At 52.1% G+C, this 20,793-nt stretch carries 14 protein-coding genes; 12 read left to right on the top strand and 2 right to left on the bottom strand.

The window, feature by feature from the left end; translation table 11 throughout:
- The first annotated feature begins 11 nt into the window (after positions 1 to 11).
- The 6 genes from nasC (at position 12) to mglC (ending at position 8,733) form a co-directional block, all read left to right on the top strand.
- Entirely contained in the window at positions 12 to 2,228 is a 2,217-nt protein-coding gene (gene nasC / locus LOK74_RS16360) for an assimilatory nitrate reductase catalytic subunit NasC (protein ID WP_230043085.1), read from the top strand.
- Positions 2,197 to 4,107, top strand: a complete 1,911-nt coding sequence (locus LOK74_RS16355; RefSeq protein ID WP_230043084.1) for an FAD-dependent oxidoreductase — start codon at positions 2,197 to 2,199, stop codon at positions 4,105 to 4,107. Before nasC ends, LOK74_RS16355 begins: the two co-directional genes overlap by 32 nt.
- A 17-nt stretch (positions 4,108 to 4,124) precedes the next feature.
- Entirely contained in the window at positions 4,125 to 4,454 is a 330-nt protein-coding gene (gene nirD / locus LOK74_RS16350; RefSeq protein ID WP_230043083.1) for a nitrite reductase small subunit NirD, read from the top strand.
- Positions 4,455 to 4,986: 532 nt separating this feature from the next.
- Positions 4,987 to 6,036: a galactose ABC transporter substrate-binding protein gene (locus LOK74_RS16345; protein ID WP_230043082.1), complete on the top strand. Its 1,050-nt coding sequence runs from the start codon at positions 4,987 to 4,989 to the stop codon at positions 6,034 to 6,036.
- Positions 6,037 to 6,177: 141 nt separating this feature from the next.
- Positions 6,178 to 7,695: a sugar ABC transporter ATP-binding protein gene (locus LOK74_RS16340; RefSeq protein ID WP_230043081.1), complete on the top strand. Its 1,518-nt coding sequence runs from the start codon at positions 6,178 to 6,180 to the stop codon at positions 7,693 to 7,695.
- An 18-nt stretch (positions 7,696 to 7,713) separates the two neighbouring features.
- The gene (mglC, locus tag LOK74_RS16335) at positions 7,714 to 8,733 is read left to right on the top strand and encodes a galactose/methyl galactoside ABC transporter permease MglC (protein ID WP_230043080.1); all 1,020 of its coding nucleotides are present in this window, start codon (positions 7,714 to 7,716) and stop codon (positions 8,731 to 8,733) included.
- Positions 8,734 to 8,776: 43 nt separating this feature from the next.
- Here the strand turns inward: mglC and LOK74_RS16330 are convergent, their stop codons facing one another.
- A complete protein-coding gene (locus LOK74_RS16330) occupies positions 8,777 to 10,483 on the bottom strand; it encodes a phospho-sugar mutase (RefSeq protein WP_230043079.1) in 1,707 nt (568 codons plus the stop codon).
- A 149-nt stretch (positions 10,484 to 10,632) separates the two neighbouring features.
- On the opposite strand from LOK74_RS16330, the gene galT reads away from it, so the two are divergent.
- The 3 genes from galT to LOK74_RS16315 all read left to right on the top strand — a co-directional run bounded on the left by galT (position 10,633) and on the right by LOK74_RS16315 (position 13,298).
- Entirely contained in the window at positions 10,633 to 11,622 is a 990-nt protein-coding gene (gene galT, locus LOK74_RS16325; protein WP_230043078.1) for a galactose-1-phosphate uridylyltransferase, read from the top strand.
- Positions 11,623 to 11,689: 67 nt separating this feature from the next.
- The gene (locus tag LOK74_RS16320; RefSeq protein WP_230043077.1) at positions 11,690 to 12,913 is read left to right on the top strand and encodes an ROK family transcriptional regulator; all 1,224 of its coding nucleotides are present in this window, start codon (positions 11,690 to 11,692) and stop codon (positions 12,911 to 12,913) included.
- 205 nt (positions 12,914 to 13,118) lie between these two features.
- Positions 13,119 to 13,298 carry a hemolysin XhlA family protein gene (locus LOK74_RS16315; RefSeq protein WP_230043076.1) on the top strand — a complete coding sequence of 60 codons (180 nt, stop codon included), beginning with the start codon at positions 13,119 to 13,121 and terminating at the stop codon, positions 13,296 to 13,298.
- 170 nt (positions 13,299 to 13,468) lie between these two features.
- Here LOK74_RS16315 and LOK74_RS16310 read toward each other — a convergent pair whose 3' ends face one another.
- Positions 13,469 to 14,452, bottom strand: a complete 984-nt coding sequence (locus LOK74_RS16310; protein WP_230043075.1) for a LacI family DNA-binding transcriptional regulator — start codon at positions 14,450 to 14,452, stop codon at positions 13,469 to 13,471.
- A 320-nt stretch (positions 14,453 to 14,772) separates the two neighbouring features.
- Between LOK74_RS16310 and LOK74_RS16305 the strand changes: the two genes are divergently transcribed.
- The 3 genes from LOK74_RS16305 (at position 14,773) to LOK74_RS16295 (ending at position 20,413) form a co-directional block, all read left to right on the top strand.
- Complete coding sequence (locus LOK74_RS16305) at positions 14,773 to 16,884, top strand: ATP-binding protein (RefSeq protein ID WP_230043074.1); 2,112 nt, start codon at positions 14,773 to 14,775, stop codon at positions 16,882 to 16,884.
- A gap of 186 nt (positions 16,885 to 17,070) precedes the next feature.
- Entirely contained in the window at positions 17,071 to 18,078 is a 1,008-nt protein-coding gene (locus LOK74_RS16300; RefSeq protein ID WP_230043073.1) for a 2-oxoacid:acceptor oxidoreductase family protein, read from the top strand.
- A gap of 28 nt (positions 18,079 to 18,106) precedes the next feature.
- Positions 18,107 to 20,413: a thiamine pyrophosphate-dependent enzyme gene (locus LOK74_RS16295; protein ID WP_230043072.1), complete on the top strand. Its 2,307-nt coding sequence runs from the start codon at positions 18,107 to 18,109 to the stop codon at positions 20,411 to 20,413.
- Positions 20,414 to 20,793: the final 380 nt, after the last annotated feature.

The following is a 20,793-nucleotide window of genomic DNA, read 5'->3' as shown; positions in this document are numbered from 1 at the left end:
GGAGAGATGGTATGCGAGATGATTTATACAGCCATTTTCGCAAGTTGAATCAGACGTATACCGTCGTGCACACCAGTCCATCCCAGTGCCCTTACTGCAGTATGCAGTGCACGATGTTGGTGCATCAGGAGCGTTCCCCGTTTACGACTCGTCACGTGGTGTCAGCCAATAAGGAAGATCCCGTCGTCCATGGAAAGATGTGCGTAAAAGGAATAGAGGCGCACGTGCCAGCGTTTGATAAAAGCCGCTTAACAACACCGTTGCTGCGACAGAACGGTCAACTGGTGCCTGTTTCCTGGTCGGAGGCCATGAACTGGTTCGCGACAAAAGTTGGCGCACTGCAGCAGTCGGGCGGTACCGATGCAGTAGGTGTCTACGGTGGCGGTTCCCTGACTAATGAGGAAAGCTATCTGCTTGGAAAATTTGCACGGGTTGCGCTGCGAACTCGCTTTATTGATTACAATGGGAGGTTTTGCATGTCGTCGGCGGCAACTGCGGCGAATCTCACGTTCGGCATCGACAGGGGACTGACCAATCCGCTCTCCGATATCCCGCTGGCTCAATGTCTGATCCTGGCCGGGACAAACATCGCTGACTGTCAGCCGACGATGATGCCGTATTTGCGCAAAGCAAAGGCAAACGGTGCCTTTATCATCGCCATCGACCCGCGCGTCACAGGTACGACCAGACTTGCCGATCTTCATATCCAGGTAAAGCCGGGAGCAGATGCAGCACTGGTTGACGGGATGCTGAAAGTGATGCTGGATGAAGGACTTGTCGACTGGTCATTTGTCAAGAACCACACGCGGGGAGCCAAGGAACTGATCGAGCACTTGGCGACGGTACGCCTGGATCGAGTGGCGGAATGGACAGGAGTGCCTGAGGAGCAGATCGTGACAGCTGCCCGCGCCTACGGCCAGGCGGAAACAGGAATGGTATTTACCGCTCGGGGAGTGGAGCAGCACGTAAATGGTGTGTCCAATGTACGCAACTTGCTCAACCTGGTACTGCTCAGCGGAAAAATCGGAAAACCTGGCTGTGGGTATGGGGCGGTTACCGGACAAGGCAACGGTCAAGGGGGGCGTGAGCATGGCCAAAAGGCTGACCAGCTGCCTGGCTACCGTTTGATCGAACATCCGGAGCACCGGCGCCACATCGCCGACATCTGGGGGATCAAAGAGGCAGAGCTGCCGCGCAAGGGAGTTTCCGCCTATGAGATGTTTGCAGCGATGCAGGAAAAGAAACTGCGCGGTCTGATTGTCATGTCGTCCAACCCGGTCGTGTCTGCTCCAAATGCGCACAAAGTGGAAGAAGCCCTGCGCAGCCTTGATCTGCTGGTAGTTGTTGACATGTTTCTGTCTGAAACTGCCGAGCTGGCCGATCTCGTGCTGCCTGCAGCCTCCCATCTGGAAGATGAAGGCACGATGACCACGTTGGAGGGGCGGGTTACCCTGCGCACAGCTGCTGCCATTCCCCCTGGACTGGCCAAGTGCGACTGGCAGATCATCGGGCTGATGGCGGAAGCGCTTGGTAAGGGAAGTGGGTTTCGGTTTACGAAAGCGGAGGAGATTTTTAACGAACTGCGGCGGGCCAGTCAGGGCGGTCTTGCCGATTATGCTGGGATCAGCTATCAGCGCATCCAGCGCGAAAAAGGGGTGTTTTGGCCTTGCGGAAGCGAAGAATACCCTGGCATAGAGCGGTTGTTTGAAGATGGGCGGTTTTTCCACTCGGATGGAAAGGCGGTTCTCTACCCTGCAGCACACCTGCTGCCCCTGGAATCGCCCGATGCTGACTACCCGCTAACCTTAACGACGGGACGCGTGATGCATCACTATCTGTCAGGGACACAAACGCGCAGAACACCAGCCTTGCTTGCGAAGGTGCCAGAGCCCTATTTGCAGATTCACCCGAAAACAGCCAAACGTGTTGGGCTAAGCGATGGGGCACCGGCACGAGTGATGTCCAGGCGTGGTGAAATCGTGTTGAGCGTAAAGGTATCACAACACATTCGACCCGATACCGTATTTGTACCTTTTCACTGGGGGAAGGAACAGTGCATCAACAGATTAACTCTGCCTGAGTTGGATCCCCAGTCCCGCATGCCCTCTTTCAAGGCCTGCGCTATACGCGTAGAGCCGGTTGCCGGGAAGGTTTGCAACCAGTCTGACACGTTACACGGAGAGGAGAGAATGTTAGATGAACAAGCGGAAACTTGTGTTGGTCGGTAATGGCATGGCTGGCATCAATGTGATTGAACATGTCATGAAGCTGGCCAGAGAGCAGTTTGAGATCACCGTGATTGGTAAGGAACCGCATCCCAATTACAATCGCATCCTGCTCTCTTCTGTCCTGGCGGGGGATGCCAATATGGCCGATATCGTGCTAAATGATTGGGACTGGTACAAACAGCACGGAATCCGTTTGCATACAGGGACTGCCGTAACCGATGTGGACACGGATAAACAGGTGGTCGTGACCGACACAGGACTGGTAGTGCCCTACGATGGATTGATTCTGGCCACCGGCTCCCTGCCGTTTATGCTGCCGGTGCCAGGAGTGGACCTGGAGGGAGTGATCGCCTTTCGTGACATCAAAGACTGCGAGACGATGATCGAGGCCGCGAAATCATATCAAAACGCAGTCGTAATCGGCGGCGGCCTGCTCGGTTTGGAGGCGGCGCGCGGATTACTGAATCTAAAGATGAATGTCTCCGTCGTGCATATCTATGACACGCTGATGGAACGCCAGCTGGACCGGACGGCAGCAGAGATGCTGAAAACGGAGCTGGAACGTCAGGGAATGAACTTTTTGCTGGAGAAACAGACCGAACGGATCATCGGTGACAGAAGGGTCGCAGCCGTGGAGTTCACTGATGGGACCCGGGTTGAGGCCGATCTGGTCGTGATGGCCGTGGGCATCCGGCCCAATGCAACTCTCGCCAAAGAGAGTGGAATCACCGTTAACCGCGGCATCGTCGTCGATGAATTCATGCGGACGAGTGCCCCTCATGTGTATGCCGTAGGCGAGTGCGCCGAGCATAGAGGCGTGGTGTACGGATTAGTCGCTCCCCTCCAAGAGCAGGGGGCGGTGCTGGCCAAGCATCTCTGTCAGGTACCAACCGAACCCTATCAGGGCTCGGTCGTCGCCACCAAGCTGAAGGTATCGGGTGTTGACGTACACTTGACACATACGCGCGAAGTGATGCATGTGCTTGGCTGGTCAAATCCCGAAGGATGCTCTAAATGCAGACCAGCTGTAAACTACTATCTCGGGATGGTCTGGCCAGAGCAGTATGAGGATGAGCGGGAATCCCGGTTCGTCAATGAACGACTGCACGCTAATATTCAGAATGACGGAACTTACTCTGTCGTGCCCCGGATGTATGGCGGCGTCACTTCGGCTGCCGAGCTCAAGCGCATAGCGGAGGTGGCTGAGAAGTATCAAGTGCGCATGATCAAACTGACCGGGGGACAGCGGATCGATCTTCTGGGTGTCAGCAAAGAGGATTTGCCTAACATCTGGTCAGAATTGGGGATGCCTTCCGGGTATGCTTACGGCAAGGCCATTCGTACGGTCAAAACATGTGTGGGCTCCGATTTTTGCCGGTTTGGAACGCAAAACTCGATTCAACTAGGCATCGACATCGAGAAAAATTTTGAGCGACTGCAAACTCCGGCAAAAGTTAAAATGGCCGTTTCCGCCTGTCCGCGCAATTGTGCCGAATCAGGCATCAAGGACTTAGGGGTTGTCGGTGTGGATGGCGGCTGGGAAATCTATGTCGGCGGCAACGGCGGCGTGAAACTGCGGGCTGCAGATCTGCTTTGCAAGGTAAAAACGACCGCAGAGGTGCTGGACATTGCAGGTGCCTACCTGCAGTATTATCGCGAAACAGGCAAGTACGGCGAGCGAACATCGGAGTGGGTAGAAAGATTGGGACTTGAATCGATCAGAAACGCTGTCGTTGAGGATCACGAACAGCGCACACAGCTGCTCGCACGGATCGAGGTTGCCCTGGCGCAATGGAGTGATCCGTGGCAGGAAGTGATCAGCAGCGAGTCGATTCGCAGCAGATTTTATCAAGGGACAGAGGTGACGTCCCATTCCTGAGAGAGGAGTGGATTCAGATGAAGCGTTATGTGATTGGACAACTGAGTGAGATTCCCCAACAGGTGGGGAAAGTGGTTCGTCTCGGAAGCCTGGAGATTGCGCTGTTTCGCTTGTCAGACGGCGAGATTCACGCCCTGGAAAACCGCTGTCCGCATAAAGGCGGAAAGCTGGCGGAAGGGATTGTCAGCGGACCGTTTGTATACTGTCCGCTGCATGACTGGAAAATCTGTGTAGAGGATGGATGGGTCCAAGCGCCTGATCGCGGATGTGTTCGTTCGTTTCCGGTACAGATTGTGGGGCAACAGGTGATCATCGAACTGCCGGAAGAAGCGAAACATGTCTCATAACTGGGCAGTATAGAAGAAGCTGATGGAGTCCATGCTTCAACCAGAAAATCTACGTGCAGTCTGAGAGGGGATTCGCCATATATCCCCTCTTTGTTCCGCTTTCTATTATGGTCGAGTGATGGAGACAAATAGGATACGGCATATTTTGTTCGATAAACAGCAGCATCGAACTGCTTCCGTACCAAACCACAAGCAGAACAATCCACCTGAAGCGCAAAGAGAAAAACAGGTGAGCGAAAGCCTTGTCAGTGCCAACAGAGTCGGAGCTCACCTGTTTTTCTCTTTGCGCCCCCACTATGCTGGTTTAAAGCAAGACCGCAAGGGTGACTACAGACTTTGTCCCCCCCTGACGACTTTTCTCAGAGCGTTTTTGATTGCGAACCACTGGACAAAACCTCCATTATGACGCAATCATGGAAATGTAAGCGATTTAAAAATTGTTGACAGAATCTACTGAAAGTTGTATCCTACAGGCGAAAGTAAATTAATTTAATTAAGTTACAAAAAAGGATGATTGATTGGGGGGGTCTTTGTGAAAAAAGCAGTTTCTCTATTGCTCATCGGATCACTGGCCGCACTGGTCGGGTGCTCAAGCTCCACAGGTACGAGCGGCAGCGGAGGAGACCAGTCGGGGGGAGGAACAGCATCATCAAACCTCACGATTGGCGTCGCGATTTACAAGTTTGACGACACGTTTATGACCGGTGTCCGCAATGCGATTGAGGATGCGGCAAAGGACAAGGTGGCAGTGGAGATCGTCGACAGTCAAAATTCTCAACCTACACAAAATGACAAAGTGGATCTGTTTATTACCAAGCAGGTAAATGCACTGGCCATCAACCCGGTCGACCGCACGGCAGCCGGTGTGATCATCGACAAAGCCAAACAGGCGAACATCCCTGTTGTCTTCTTCAACCGGGAGCCGTTGGAGGAAGACATGCAGAAATGGGACAAAGTTTATTACGTTGGGGCAAGAGCCGAGGAGTCGGGTACAATCTCCGGCCAATTGATTGTGGACTACTGGAAAGCGCATCCGGAAGCGGATAAGAATAAAGACGGCGTACTGCAGTACGTCATGTTGAAAGGAGAGCCTGGTCACCAGGACGCTGAGCTTCGCACCAAATATTCGGTGCAGGCGATTGAAGACGCCGGGATCAAAGTGGAAAAAGTAGCGGAGGACACTGCGATGTGGGACCGCGTCAAGGGGCAGGAAAAAATGGCGGCGTTCCTCACTTCGGCAGGCGATAAGATTGAGGCCGTACTGGCCAACAACGATGACATGGCCCTTGGAGCAATCGAGGCGCTAAAGGCTGCGGGTTACTTCCAAGATGACAAGTATATGCCGGTTGTCGGCGTTGATGCGACAGCCCCGGCACTCAAGGCTTTGGAGGAAGGAACGATGTTGGGCACCGTGCTAAATGACGCCAAGAATCAAGGACAGGCAACGCTAAATATCGCTCACGTATTGGCACAGGGACAAACCCCCAACAAAGAAAACACCGGTTATGAGATTGTCGATGGCAAGTACGTGTGGATTCCGTATAAAAAGATCACGAAGGAAAATATGGCTGACGCCCAATAACCTTTTCGCTGGGGTCTCCAAAGAGCAAGGGGGCAATGTATGCTTACGTTGCTTCCTTGCTCTTCGTGCTTAACTGATAAAAGCGCTTCGTGTGTCAGGAAGAAGGGAGAATGGACGGATCCCCAGGCAGGAGGCGATACAATGACGGACAGTGAATACATTCTGGAGATGAATCACATTAGCAAAGAGTTTCCAGGGGTGAAAGCACTCGATGACGTAACGCTGAAAGTGCGCCCAGGAACAGTACATGCTTTGATGGGTGAGAACGGAGCCGGGAAGTCTACGCTGATGAAATGTCTATTTGGCATTTATAAACCCGACGCCGGTGAAATCATCTTGAACGGAAGCAAGGTTGAAATCAACAGTTCTATCGACGCCTTGCAACATCGTATCTCCATGATTCATCAGGAGCTTCATCCCGTTCCGCATCGAAGTGTGATGGAAAACATTTGGCTGGGCCGCTTCCCGATGAGAGGGATAGGACCGCTTCGCTTTGTAGATGAAAAAAAAATGTATCACGACACGGTAAAGCTGTTTACAGAACTGGAAATGGACATTGACCCGACAACACTCGTGAACAGCCTCTCCGTCTCCAAAATACAGTCTCTGGAGATTGCAAAGGCGGTATCTTTTGATTCTAGGGTGATCGTGATGGATGAGCCGACCTCTTCGCTCACCGGGAATGAAGTGGAGCAGCTTTTTACGATTATTCATCAGTTGAAAAGCAGAGGAGTGGCGATCATCTACATCTCACACAAGATGGAGGAGATCCTGCGCATATCCGATGAGGTTACGATCATGCGCGATGGCAAGCTGATCGGCACATGGGATGCCTCGGAGCTCACGACGGATCTGATTATCTCCAGGATGGTGGGACGAGATCTTTCACAGAGGTTCCCGGAACGGAGCAATACTCCGGGAGACGTGATCATGAGGGTGGAAAACCTCACCTCTCCGATCCCTAAATCATTCCAGGAGGTTTCCTTTGAACTGCGTCGAGGCGAGATACTGGGGATAGGCGGACTGGTCGGCGCACAGCGCACGGAACTGGTGGAAGCGATCTTCGGCCTGAGGTCAGTGGCGAGAGGGAACATCTACATCGATGGAAAACAGGTGCACATCAAATCACCGAAGGACGCCAAGAAACAGAAAATTGCCCTGTTAACGGAAGAACGGCGGGTAACCGGTATCTTTCCGGTGCTGCCGGTCTTGGAAAATTCGGTAGTGGCGAACCTTGCACGATACGAGACCCGTTATCTACTGCTGGATGAAAAAAAGCGAAAAGATGCAGCACAGCAAAGCGTGGAGCAGCTGCGAGTAAAAACCCCTTCGCTAAAAACACTGATCAAAAACTTGTCAGGAGGCAACCAGCAAAAGGTACTGCTGGCCAGATGGCTGCTGACCGAACCGGACATCTTGCTGCTCGATGAACCGACACGCGGTATTGACGTCGGGGCCAAGTATGAGATCTACTCGCTGATTGCCGATCTGGCCAAGCAAGGAAAAAGTATCATCATGATCTCTTCTGAAATGCCGGAATTGTTGGGCATGTCCGATCGCATCATGGTGATGTGTGAGGGACGGGTTTCAGGGATCATCGAAGGGCAAAACGCAACGGAAGAAGAGATCATGCGTCTTGCCACCAGACATTTCGGATGAAAAGGAGGAAGTGGTGCCGTGGTCAGCTTGCGCGCTAACAAGATTCAGGGTTTTGTCTCTCAGTATGCCATTTTTATCGTCTTACTCGTCCTTATCATCGGGATTGCTGTCTGGGATCCACGTTTTTTAGCTGTTACAACCATTCGTGACATCCTGCTGCAATCGTCTACACGAGTGATTATCGCCTTGGGAGCAGCTTTTGTTCTCATATCGGGGGGCGTAGACTTATCGGCAGGACGTGTCGTCGGTCTGTCAGCTGTTCTGTCTGCTTCCATGCTGCAGTTGGAAGATTATCCGAGACGATTTTTTCCCGATCTGCCTGAACTGCCGATGGTAGTGCCGATCCTGCTGGCGATCCTGGCTGGTCTTTTAGTAGGCCTGATTAACGGCTTTATCGTCGCCAAGTTTCATGTTCCGCCTTTTATCACCACATTGGGAACGATGGTCATGGTGTATGGGGTCAACTCGATCTATTTTGACCTGGAACCGAACCAATCCCAGCCGATTGGCGGACTGCGTGAGGATTTCTCCAATCTGGGGACAGGTTTTATCGGACCGAACGGCCCTTATTCATTGCCCTATATTGTGCTTATCGCCGCGGCAGTCTGTTTCTTGGTCTGGATCGTATTCAATAAAACGCGGTTGGGCAAAAACATGTACGCGATCGGCGGAAATGTGCAGGCGGCTACCGTTTCGGGAATTGATGTGGCTCGCAACCTGATGGTCATTTATGCCTTTGCTGGCGCCTTGTACGGTCTTGGTGGCGTGCTGGAAGCAGCCAGAACCGGTGGGGCGACCAACAACTACGGCAACATGTACGAGCTTGATGCGATCGCTGCCTGCGTGGTGGGCGGAGTCTCCACTTCGGGAGGAATTGGTACGGTTGCAGGGATTGTCGCGGGCGTTCTGATCTTCGGGGTGATCAACTATGGGCTGACGTTTATCGGTGTCAACCCATACTGGCAGTTGATCATCAAAGGTCTGATCATCGTGGCTGCCGTCGCCTTTGATATCAGAAAATACGTTGCAAAAAAATAAGCATAGGGAAGAGGCGGATAGGAGGCAGATATCCGCCTTTCTTTTAGGAAAGCATCCCGTTGGCAATCGCTTGTAACTGCAACAGCTTGGCCTCAGCCGCTTGCTGAGTGCGATCTGTGGTCCGGAGATACACCTTTAGTTTGGGCTCCGTACCCGATGGGCGAAAGGTGATCGCGCTGCCGTCAGCCAGCATGTAGGTTAGCACATTGGCTGGTGGCTGCCCATCCAGACCGTTTGCATAATCCTTGATTGACTTGATCGCAATGCCGGAGGTACGGGCTGCCTGATACTCTTCCACCGCCTGTTGACGAAGACAGCTCATCAGTTGGTTCATTTGCTCGGCTCCATCACTTCCCTGGAACATGACGGACAGCTGCTCTTCCCGGTAGTAACCGTACGTTTGATAGATTTCCTGCAGTGCTTGGTAGAGCGTCTGTCCTTTTGCGTGAAAATAGAGGGCCATCTCGGCGGCGAGGTATGCCGTTTGTACAGCATCCTTGTCCAGAACAAAATCACCGATTAGGTAACCGCAGCTTTCCTCATAGCCAAAGAGGAATGAGTGGCTTCCACGCGCGCCCAACTGTGCGACTTTTTCGGCGATGTACTTGAATCCGGTCAGGGTCTCACAGGTCTCGATTCCGTAAGCAGCGGCAATGGCGCGTCCCAAATCGGAAGTGACAATCGTCTTCAGCATCACACCGTTTTGCGGCAGCACCCCAAGCTGGTTTTTTCTCTCCAGCACGTAGGAGAGGAGCAAGGCGCCGATTTGATTTCCGTTAAACAGAACGTATTCTCCCTGGTCATTTCGTCCCATGATCCCCAGACGATCAGCATCGGGATCAGTAGCAAAGATGATGTCTGCTCCGCTCGTCTCTGCTGTGCGAATCGCCAGCGAATAGGCGGCAGGATCTTCGGGATTGGGGGTGGAGAGGGTGGAAAAGAACGGGTCAGGATTAGATTGCTCAGCAACCAGGTGAAGCGCGATGTTGTCCAACTGCTGCAGCACACGGCACACATGTGGCGTGCCGGTACCATGCAGCGGCGTATAGACTATGGATAGGGCTTGGCCGGACTTCCCTCGTTCTCGTACAGGCAGTAACGAGAGAGCATAGACGTTTTGGTAGTAGGCCTGATACACGTCCACGCCGACAAAGCGGATCCGTCTGCTCTTTTGTCCATCCTCCAAGGGCAGGACCGGAATGGTGAATTCATTGGGGATTCGGCTGATTTCCTCAAGGATGGCGCGAGCTGCCTGATCGGGAATCTGGGCCCCATCTTTGTTGTATACCTTAAATCCATTGTATTGCGGTGGATTGTGGCTGGCCGTAATCACAATCCCGCCGGCCGCGTGCAGATAACGGACAGCGAAAGATAAGATGGGAGTAGGGCAGACCTCAGCAAACAGATAGACCGGGATGCCTAAGTAGGACAGGACTCCAGCCGCTTCCTGAGCAAATAGACGCGATTTGTTGCGGGTATCATAAGCGATCACGATCCCTTTTTGCTCGATGTTCTGCTTTTTTAGATACCCGGCCAGGCCGGCTGTCGCGCGACGGATGGTATAGATGTTCATCCGATTGGTACCTGCACCGATCAGACCGCGTAGACCGGCCGTGCCGAAGTCCAGATAGCGATGAAAACGCTCTGCAATTTCCGAATCTTCGGTTATCTGTCGCAATTCCTCTTTGAGGGTAGGGTCTAAGCTCTCTTCGTTCAGCCAACGTTGGTACTGGAGTTGATCCGTTCGCATCTGCTGCTCCTCCTCCTTGCTTCCTGACCGGAATAAAAAGATTGAAAAGCAAAATCAGCTATATTAAGATGGTTACATAGTTAATTAAATTAATTTATAAACTATTCGTTCTTTAACTATACCATACTGATTCAATGGAGGGAATGCAATTGACAGAGTTGCGTTACAATCCGCTTCTTGGCGACTGGACGATGGTCGCCGGCAACCGGCAGCACCGTCCCAACATGCCAAAAGACATCTGTCCGTTTTGTCCTGGATCCGGCAAGGTTCCCGACCACTATGTCGTTCATACATACGATAACGACTTTCCTGTGCTGATGCCCGATCCGCCAGAGCCAGATCCGGTCGGTTCTGTTCTCTACCCGACAAGGCCTGCAAAGGGAAAATGCGAGGTGATCCTCTACTCTCCCGAGCATACGACCACATTGCCGCAGCTCTCTGTCGAGCATATTGAGCAGCTGATCAACCTGTGGACGGATCGGTTTGTCCAATTAAGCCAGGATCTCAACCACAAGTATATTCTGATCTTCGAGAATCGTGGCGAGGAATGCGGGGTCACCATGCCTCATCCCCACGGTCAAATCTATGCCTATCCTCACGTGCCACTAAAAGTGCGAGTCGAGCTGGAAAACTGTCAGCATCATTATGAAACGTCAGGTCGCTGTCTCATCTGTGACATCAATCAGGAAGAACAACGGTTTCAACAGCGGATGATCCACGAGAACGAGCACTTTTTCGCCTACATCCCTTTTTTCACAGATTACCCGTATGGATTGTTCATCGCCAGCAAATCTCACAAAACATCGCTGAGCGCATTCTCTGCGGAGGAAAGACGGAGCTTGGCTGAGATGCTGAAGGATATGACGGGAGCGATGGACACCTTATTTGACCGGTTGTTTCCCTATATGATGGTCTTGCATCAGAAGCCGGTTAATGGAGAGGATGTAGAGGCTTTCTACCATTTTCACATCGAGTTTTATACGCCGCTGCGCGGACCTAACCAGATCAAGTACTATGCTTCTTCCGAGATGGGAGCGTGGGCGCCCTGTAATCCGCACGCTGTCGAGGAAACGGCGGAACACCTGCGTCAGGCATACAGGAGGTATCAGAGCAGCAATCGTGAGTGGAAAGATAGATGAGCGGCCTGATATACTTATTCGTTAAGAAGTGCGCTGCAACGAAATCAGAAATAGGAGATTGACTTACATGGCAGATACGATACAGATTGGCAGCTTTCAATGGATGAAGTCTGTCAACAAGTCCGTTATTTTAAATCTGATCCGGCTCCATGGTCCCATATCACGAGCGGAGATTGCAAAAATGTGCAAGCTAACGCCGCCGACGGTAACCAATATTGTTGGAGAGTTGCTCGAATCTGGGATTGTCATCGAGAGCACGTTAGGGGAGTCATCGGGAGGGCGGAAGCCGATTCTCTTGCGCATCAACACGGAAGCTTTCTGTGTGATCGGTGTAAATGCCGGTGCCAAAACCCTCAGGGTGATTGCCACATTACTAGACAATACCGTTGTGAAAGAAACAGTCTCCCGCCTGCCTAGTCGTCCGTCTGCCGAGGAGTTCCTCGATACGGTGAAAAGGGCGATCCGTGCCGTGATCGATGAAGTGAAGCTGTCGCAGAAGCCGATACTGGGGATTGGCGTCGGCATGCATGGGCTGGTTAATCCCGAAAACGGCGTAGCCTTGTTTGCTCCCCATCCAGACCTCCGGGATGTGCCCGTCAAGGATGTGCTGGAAGAAGAGTTCCAACTGCCGGTGGAAGTGGATAATGATGTTCGCGCTCAAGCGATGGCGGAAAGCTGGTTTGGTCAGGCGCAAGGAGTGGCCAACTTTATCTCTATGTACGTCGGTACAGGCATCGGGGCCGGAATCTTTCTGAATCACCAGTTGTTTCATGGGATGTCCCATACTGCGGGGGAAATCGGTCATACCACCGTTGACATAGATGGCCCTCCCTGCTGCTGCGGCAACCGGGGCTGTCTGGAAGCGCTCGCCGACGGTTCGGCAATCGCCAGGAGAGCGCGAGAGGCGATTGAACAAGGCAAATCCACGCTGCTGGCAGAGTGGGGGGCGTCGGAAGAGATCACCGGAAATATGGTGTACGAAGCGGCAAAGCAGGGTGATCAGGTTGCGATTGATCTGCTGGCCCAAACCGGCCGCTACCTCGGAGTAGGTGTTGCCAACGTGATTCACACCCTCAACCCTTCCCTGATTATCCTAAGCGGTGGCGTGGCCCGGGCAGGAGAGTATGTACTGGAACCGCTGCGTAAAACGGTGAGTGCACGATTGATGCATAAAGAGCTGGAGAATGTAAAGATCGTAACGTCCCAACTGGGGAAAAACAGTGCGGCAATCGGAGCGGCTACGCTTGTGCTGCAGAAGTTTTTTGCGCCATCCGGTATTTCCGAAGTATGATGAAGTCTCAATGATCGGGTCCTTGTTGCCGCCCGCAAGCGGTCACAAGGACTTTTCACTTGAAAAAAGCGTTGAAAAAAGCATTTATATAAACGGAGCAAAACCATCAACCGAGCAAATAAAACGCGATCATCCATCAATTGACAGCCCGTACCAAGAATCATTCAGTGCTATATACTGATAGTAATGAAAGCGGGTGAAGATGATGGAAAATCAACTTGAAGATCGCGTCCGTCACCTTGAGGTACGACAAGCGATGATCGAGCAGCGATTAGATTCCGTTGCGCAAGATGTAAAAGAGATCAAAAATACCCTTATGTGGTTAAATAGACTGGTACTTGGTGCAACTATTGCGGCAGTTTTGAACCTGATTTTAAAAATCTGATGGGGGTGAATGATTTTCTACACATTGTGGCGGCAGTTTGCCGCCTTTTTACGTATGATTGGTTATCACTCTGCATGGTGCACCTTTTTCCCCATGCCATAGCGGGGGAGCATAATGGACGGGCATAACTGACGGGCTTGAATGCTATCAACGGTCCAACACAGGCTCTGTCAGACTGTGGAGCGTTCGACGAGACAAAATGGGACTTCACATTTTTGGGGGACATAGGTACGTTCATGGATATGCTGATATAAGAGGTTGAAGGCGATTCTGCCCACCTCCATGCTTGGATGTTCTACGGCGGTGATGTCCAGAATCTGAGCGATGGGATCAGTATCAAACCCGATCACGGCGAGGTCTTCGGGCACGCGGATACCTTGTTTTCTCAACTCTGTGACCATTCCTGCAGCAGATTGATGAGACGCCATCATCATCGCGGTCGGTCGGACCTGCAGCTTGCACAGTTTGCGTGCCGCTTCGATACCAGCTTCGATGGATAGATGCTCGTAGAACAGCCACTCCTCGCTGACTGGTACCGGCTCTTCCCATGCAGCCAGTACGTCATAGTAAGCCTGTCGACGAGCTTGACTGGTATGGCTGTTTTTCCGTCCAATGCAGTAGCCGATCCGTCGATGCCCTTTGCTGATCAAGTGGTTCATGCCGAGCAGAAAGCTGCGATAATGGTCGATGTAGACAGAAGAGATCGCCCATTTGCCGGAATCTTCACAGACGACAATCGGGCCATATTGGGTATAAGGAACCAACTGTTCCCAAGAGTTGGAGCGTGAACAGATGACGATGCCGTCTACTTCCTTTGTTTTCAGCATGTCCAGCGCGTCGCTTTCCTGTTCAGGGCGATAGTCGGTCTGGCACAGGGTAACCCGGTACCCGCTTCTCAACGCTTCGCTTACAATCCCTTCAACTGGTGCGTTGAGATAGGGGTTGTTCAGATAGGGAAGGATGACGCCGATGGTTAACGTCTTCCCCTTTTTGAGATGAACGGCGTTGCTGTTGCGGACGTAATTCAATTGTTGCACAGCTTTTTGCACAGCCTCCCGCTTTTCTTTGCTCACGTAGGGATGGTTGTTTAACACGCGCGACACGGTAGTGACAGATACACCAGCCAACGCTGCGATTTGTCTGATATTCGCCATAAACGACTCTTCCCCGTTCCCCGATTTTCTTGTCACGATTGTACCACAAGCAGCAAAATCGAAAAAAAAAGGGTTGACCTGAAAAGCATTTCATACCATACGCTTATGTCATAAGAGCAGCAACTGCCGGCGTTACATGTTGATTGGCGTCACGGCAGGCTGTTCTTTTTGGTTGAGCCGTGCTCACAGGAAGGTGTGAATGTGTGTTGAAGCGGCAACCGTGGCGCTTTTGTTTTTCCAGATGTGCTAGACTATACATATGATGGGTGAATCTTTGAAATCGTATCATTTTTGAAATCATATGATGAGGTTTGATTGATATGTACAGGGTACTCTCACTACTCGCATTCTGCTCCATCCTCATGTTTCTCACTATCGCTGGCGCTGGTGTGGCAGTCGGTGCAGCGTCCAGTCCTGCTGCGGTACAGGGTGTGCTGGATCTGCGCGATCAGGATCTGACGGCAGCCAAGCAAGTTATACTGCATGGGGAATGGAGTTTCTACTGGAATCAGCTGCTGACACCGGAAGATTTCCAACGGGAAGCCATCGAAGAGACAGCCAGCATCGTACCGGTTCCAAAGGAGTGGAACGATTATACAATCAATGGTCAACCGCTGCCCAACGAGGGCTACGCCACTTATCGTTTGCACATCCGGATCAGCAGCGACGAGCTAAACCAGCCAAAGGCACTCTATGTGCCCAGTGTCGCTACTGCGTACAAACTGTGGGTGAACGGCCAACTGCTTGCGAAGAATGGCATCGTAGGCAGAAGCAGCGAAGAGATGGTGCCCCGCAATTATCCCAAAGTCGTTCGTTTTACGCCTGAGAGCGAAACCATCGAGCTAGTGCTGCAGGTGTCCAACTTCGTCCAGCGAAAAGGGGGGATATGGCAGTCGTTCCGCTTAGGACCGGAGCAACAGATCCTTCGTCAGTACGATCAAAACACAGCTTATGAACTGTTTATCGTGGGAAGCCTGTTTGCGATGGCCATGTATCACTTCGGGCTGTACGCACTGCGGAAGAGCGAGAAGTCCTCTCTCTACTTCGGAGCGCTCTGTATGGCTATCTGCGTTCGTACGTTGACGCTGGGGCAAACCATGCTGCTCCGCTTGTTCCCCTGGATAGAGTGGGAGTGGTCGGTAAAGGCCGAGTACCTGTCGCCCATCTTGGGCGTCGTGTTTGTCATTCAATTCATTCATTACCGGTATGGTACTCGAAGCGGGAAGGTCCGACAGCTGATGATCTGGTGTGCGGCTGTGCTGGCATTATTTGTGCTGGTCACACCAGCGCTGATTTACACCAGAATGATGCTGACTATCCAGCTCTTTATTCTGCTCTCTTTTCTCTATGCCCTCGGCGAATACGTCCTGACAGCGTTAAGAAAGAAAGAAGGCATGCTGCTCAATGGGATTGGTCTGTTCGGCTTACTGCTCGCGATCATCAATGATATCCTATACTACAACCATTTGTCTGATTATGAGAATCTGGCCCCTCTGGGACAGTTGTTTTTCCTGTTTACGCAAATGATCAACCTCTCTTCACAATTTATTACGCTGTACAAAAATGTGGAGAAATTGTCAGGCAAACTGCGGCAGATGAACCGTTCGCTGGAGGAAACCGTACGAAAAAGGACAAGCAAATGGCAGCAGGCTAATGACGAGCTGGCGAAGGCAAACGAAGAGTTGTTTCGAATGGAGCAATCGCGCAGAAGGCTTTTGTCCAATATCTCACACGAATTGGGAACGCCACTGACCTCCATCCGAGGGTACATAAAGGCCATGCTCGATGGAGTAGCAAAGCCAGGAGACATCCAATACCTGAATGTGATTTACGACAAAACCAAACTGCTGCATCGGATCATCAATGACTTGTCGGAATTGACCAGGCTGGAGACGAGACAGATCAGTTTTCAGTTTGAGCAAGTAGCCGCCATCCCGTTTATCCGCTATCTCTGCCACAAATACGGGATGGATGTGGAGAAGAGCAGTCTGCAGTTTGAGGAAGTGGTCATCAACTCTTTTGCTGCAACAGATGGACGGATTGCCGTTTTTGATGTTGACCCGGATCGCATTGAGCAGGTTTTCGGCAATCTGGTTGTCAATGCACTGAAGTATACCCCTCAGGGCGGGACGATCCGTTTTGAAGTAGAGGGGGAAGCGACGGACGATGTACACGGGACCGTGACGGTCAAAATAATCGACAGCGGAATCGGGATTGCCGATGATGACCTGCCCCACATCTTTGAAAGGTTTTTCAAGGTGGCAGGGCAGCCATCCGATGGTGCGGGGTTGGGATTGGCGATCTGCAAGGAGATCATCGAGTATCATCAGGGGACGATTGGTGTGAACAGCAGGAAAGGAGAGGGAAGTACGTTCTTTTTCTCTCTCCCGGTCCGGTTCGTTACACCAGCGGAGTCTGAAGGAGAAGCGTAAGTGTCTCACAAGTACTTGACTAGAGATTGCTGCGCTTCCTCTATCCATACCCGCGATGGATGGTTTATAATAATGACAAACCGCATCAGGAGCCTTACTTCTTTACAGCTAAAGTTTTTTGATTATTTTAAACTTTCCTGCTGCTTGTTTGGCAGGAATGAAAAAATGACGAAAGGAGTTGTGTGGATGGTTACATTGCCCAAAAAGAACGACCTCGGTTTTTTTGAGATTCGGCTGGAGTCGATTGGCGGGCTGGGAGCCAATCTGGCGGGCAAGATGCTGGCTGAAGCAGGCGTGATGGGTGTGGGACTCAACGGCGTCAGTTTTTCCTCCTACGGATCGGAGAAAAAAGGGTCTCCGGTCAAAGCGCATATCCGCTTTTGCGACACCAACACCCATATCCGGGCAACCTCTCCGGTAGAGCGGCCTCACGTCGTCGGAATCTTCCATGAATCCTTGTCCAAGACCGTCAACGTCGTCAGCGGAATCTACGAAGACAGCCTGGTCTTGGTCAATTCCACCCAATCGCCCGCGGTACTGAAGGAAAAGCTGAACATGGTAGGCGGTACAATCGCTGTCGTCGATGCGATCGGGATTGCACTGGAGGAGAAAAACCGGGTCAACATGGTCATGCTGGGCGCATTGTTCCGACTCTGTGACTTTCTCGATCCGCAGGCGATGCGCGACGTGATCCGCAAGGCGTTGGAGAAGAAATACCCACAGGCGGTCCAACCTGCTCTGAACGCTTTTGAAAGGGGTTACAAAGAGGTTGTCTCGGAGACCTTTGCCGTTCCGCCAGGACAGGAGATGCCGCCGGTAATCCGTATGGATACGCCGATTCTCGGCTATGAGACACAGCCGATCGGCGGCACCATCACCAATCCCGGCAACAGCATTCTCAAGGATCTCAGCATCTCCCGTGCGGGGATGATGCCCCACTTTGCCGATGAGAAGTGCATTCACTGCGCCGCTTGTGACAATGTATGCCCTGATTTTTGCTTCGTCTGGGAAGAGAAGCCGGACAAGAAAGGACGTCCGCAAATGTTCCTGCAAGGCATCGACTATCAGTACTGCAAAGGCTGTCTCAAGTGTGTGCAAGCCTGTCCGACTGAAGCATTGTCCGATGCCCGGGAAGAGGAGGGATACGCCGAGCAGCATCGGGTGCCTCATCGTTTCGATTTGGCAGTTCGCTAAAAATTCCAATGGAAAGGTGGAATGACATATGGCGATCGACCTTTCGCAAGAAGCGAAAAAGGGAAAAGTAGAGCAAAAAATCGTGTATGAATCCGGCAATGAGATGGCGGCTTATGCGGCCCACCAGATCAACTACCACATCATGGGCTACTTCCCGATTTCTCCATCTACCGAGGTGGCACAATTCCTCGATTTGATGAAGGCTAACGGGCAACATGACATTGTCCTCATCCCGGCCGACGGAGAGCACGGATCAGCCGGACTCTGTTATGGCGCCTCGACAGCAGGCGGACGGGTGTTCAACGCCACCAGTGCCAACGGATACCTCTACATGCTGGAACAGATGCCGGTACAGTCCGGTACACGGTTTCCGATGGTGATGAATCTGGTCTGCCGCTCCGTTTCGGGCCCGCTGGACATTCACGGGGATCACTCTGACCTCTACTTTGCTTTGAATACCGGCTGGCCGATCCTGATGTGCCGCGATCCGCAGGCGGTATACGACATGAACATCATGGCGATCAAACTGGCTGAAGACCCGGAAGTGAGATTGCCGGTGCTGGTCGCATCAGACGGATACTTCACCTCGCATCAGAAGCGGCGCGTAGAAGTCTTTGCCCACCGCGAAGACGTGCATGCCTTTATCGGACCACAGCCGCCAACCGGTTTCCCCGACACCCTGGATCGCGACAACCCGGTCACGGTAGGACCGTACATGAACGAGCCGGATTACATCAACAACTGTTACCAGCAGTCCGTTGCCATGTACAACGCAGAGCGGGTCTATGATCGCATTCGCAAAGAATATGCGGAGCTGACCGGGCGCGATTACCCGATCCTCGACTTGTACCGAATGGAAGATGCTGAAGTAGCTGTCTTCTTGCTCAATTCAGCCTCTGAAATCATCAAGGACGTCGTCGACCAATTGCGAGCCAAGGGAATTAAAGCGGGCTCCATCGCCCCCAATCTGATTCGCCCGTTCCCGCAAAAGGCGATCGCAGATGCACTGCGTCATGTGAAGGCCGTAACCGTCGGGGACCGCGCCGATTCGTACGGAGCACATGGCGGCAATATGGTAAACGAGATCAAGGCCGCCTTATTTACCCACCAAAACCACGACACGATGGTCATCAGCAGAGTGTACGGCTTGGGCGGAAAGGATTTTTATGCCGAAGATGGCCATCACTTCTTCCAGTTGGCGCTCGATGCACTAGCAAAAGGCAGAGTAGAGGTACCTTTTGACTACTACGGACATACGCCAGGCGATCCGGAGAAAGCGCCGCAGCGGATCCTCAACCCGATGAAGTATGAGGATCTGAAAACCGGTCTGATCACCGTCACACCCAACGAAGAGACGGGCAAGCTAAACGTCCGCATCCCGCCTCTGCGTTCCCTGACCAAGAAGCCAAAACGGCTGGCACCCGGCCACGGCGCCTGTCCCGGATGCGGTATCTTCTCCGGCCTCGAGTTGTTCTTTAAAGGGATCGAGGGAGATATCGTCGCCTTGTTCCAGACTGGATGTGCCATGGTGGTCACGACAGGATTCCCCTATTCTGCCCATAAAGCAACCTATATCCACAACCTGTTTCAGAACGGTGCCGCTACCTTGTCCGGTGTTGTTGAAATGTTCTGGGAGAGGAAGCGCAGAGGGGAGCTGGACCACCTCAACCTGAAGGACGACTTTACGTTCGTCATGGTCACCGGTGACGGCGGCATGGATATCGGTATGGGACCGGCGATCGGCGCGGCTCTTCGCAACCACAAGATGATCATCCTCGAATACGACAACGAAGGGTACATGAATACCGGTGCCCAGCTGTCCTACTCCACACCGATCGGACATCGCACCTCTACTTCCAATGTCGGTTCCCATCAAGGAGGCAAGCTGTTCCACCACAAAGACACGGCACAGATCATGGCCGCCACCAATATCCCGTATGTATTCACCGGTTCCGAAGCGTTTCCGCAGGATCTGGTCAAAAAAGCGGCCAAAGCACAATGGTACGCGCAAAATGAAGGGTTGGTCTACGGAAAAATCCTGATCACCTGTCCGCTGAACTGGCTGTCGGAAGACCAGGATGGCACCGACATCGTGGGAGCCGCCGTCAACTCCTGTTTCTTCCCGCTCTACGAGGTGGAAAGAGGGGTTACGACGATTACCTACAACCCGGAGGAAAAGAACAAGAAAATCCCGCTCGCTGATTGGCTCAAAACGATGGGCAAAACCAGGCACATGGTGAAGCCCGATTACGCTGAGGCCCTGCAGCATTTCGAGCGGGAGGTAGAGCGTCGTTGGACGATCCTCAAGGCAAAACACGAAAATCCGTATCTGTAACGTGCAATCCCTGAACTGAACTGCCTCGGGCCAGAGGCAGTTTTTTTCTTATTGTATTATAACAATGCGTTATAACGAAAGATTTGTTATACTACATTAGTGCGTGTTTTTGTTCCGTTTCCTAGCGTTTTTACGTGTATGCTCCATATTTCGGTGTATTATAACTTTTTGGAAATTCTTCATCTGTTATAATACATTGCTTGACTAGGAGCATGTAAAAAAATGGTCCGTCTACGATGTCAATGAGGATCTTACTGCTCCCACAAGCCGTAGATGCTGCACATCTAAATATCGTCTTGTTTGATCACTATGGTTCACTGTTCTTGGGCGGCATGGCAATCTTTTTGGGGATCTGCCGATGGAGGGAGCAGAGTACCATC

The sequence above is a fragment of the Brevibacillus humidisoli genome (assembly GCF_020923435.1).
GTDB classification, from domain to species: domain Bacteria; phylum Bacillota; class Bacilli; order Brevibacillales; family Brevibacillaceae; genus Brevibacillus_E; species Brevibacillus_E humidisoli.
Note: the sequence above shows the minus strand (reverse complement) of the source record. Positions and strands in the feature narration are given on the sequence as shown.

Excerpts from the sequence above, each read along its gene's own strand:
- nasC (WP_230043085.1), top strand. The coding sequence starts at position 12 with ATGCGAGATGATTTATACAGCCATTTTCGCAAGTTGAATCAGACGTAT.
- LOK74_RS16355 (WP_230043084.1), top strand. The coding sequence starts at position 2,197 with ATGAACAAGCGGAAACTTGTGTTGGTCGGTAATGGCATGGCTGGCATC.
- nirD (WP_230043083.1), top strand. The coding sequence starts at position 4,125 with ATGAAGCGTTATGTGATTGGACAACTGAGTGAGATTCCCCAACAGGTG.
- LOK74_RS16340 (WP_230043081.1), top strand. The coding sequence starts at position 6,178 with ATGACGGACAGTGAATACATTCTGGAGATGAATCACATTAGCAAAGAG.
- LOK74_RS16330 (WP_230043079.1), bottom strand. The coding sequence starts at position 10,483 with ATGCGAACGGATCAACTCCAGTACCAACGTTGGCTGAACGAAGAGAGC.
- LOK74_RS16320 (WP_230043077.1), top strand. The coding sequence starts at position 11,690 with ATGGCAGATACGATACAGATTGGCAGCTTTCAATGGATGAAGTCTGTC.
- LOK74_RS16315 (WP_230043076.1), top strand. The coding sequence starts at position 13,119 with ATGGAAAATCAACTTGAAGATCGCGTCCGTCACCTTGAGGTACGACAA.
- LOK74_RS16310 (WP_230043075.1), bottom strand. The coding sequence starts at position 14,452 with ATGGCGAATATCAGACAAATCGCAGCGTTGGCTGGTGTATCTGTCACT.
- LOK74_RS16305 (WP_230043074.1), top strand. The coding sequence starts at position 14,773 with ATGTACAGGGTACTCTCACTACTCGCATTCTGCTCCATCCTCATGTTT.
- LOK74_RS16300 (WP_230043073.1), top strand. The coding sequence starts at position 17,071 with ATGGTTACATTGCCCAAAAAGAACGACCTCGGTTTTTTTGAGATTCGG.
- LOK74_RS16295 (WP_230043072.1), top strand. The coding sequence starts at position 18,107 with ATGGCGATCGACCTTTCGCAAGAAGCGAAAAAGGGAAAAGTAGAGCAA.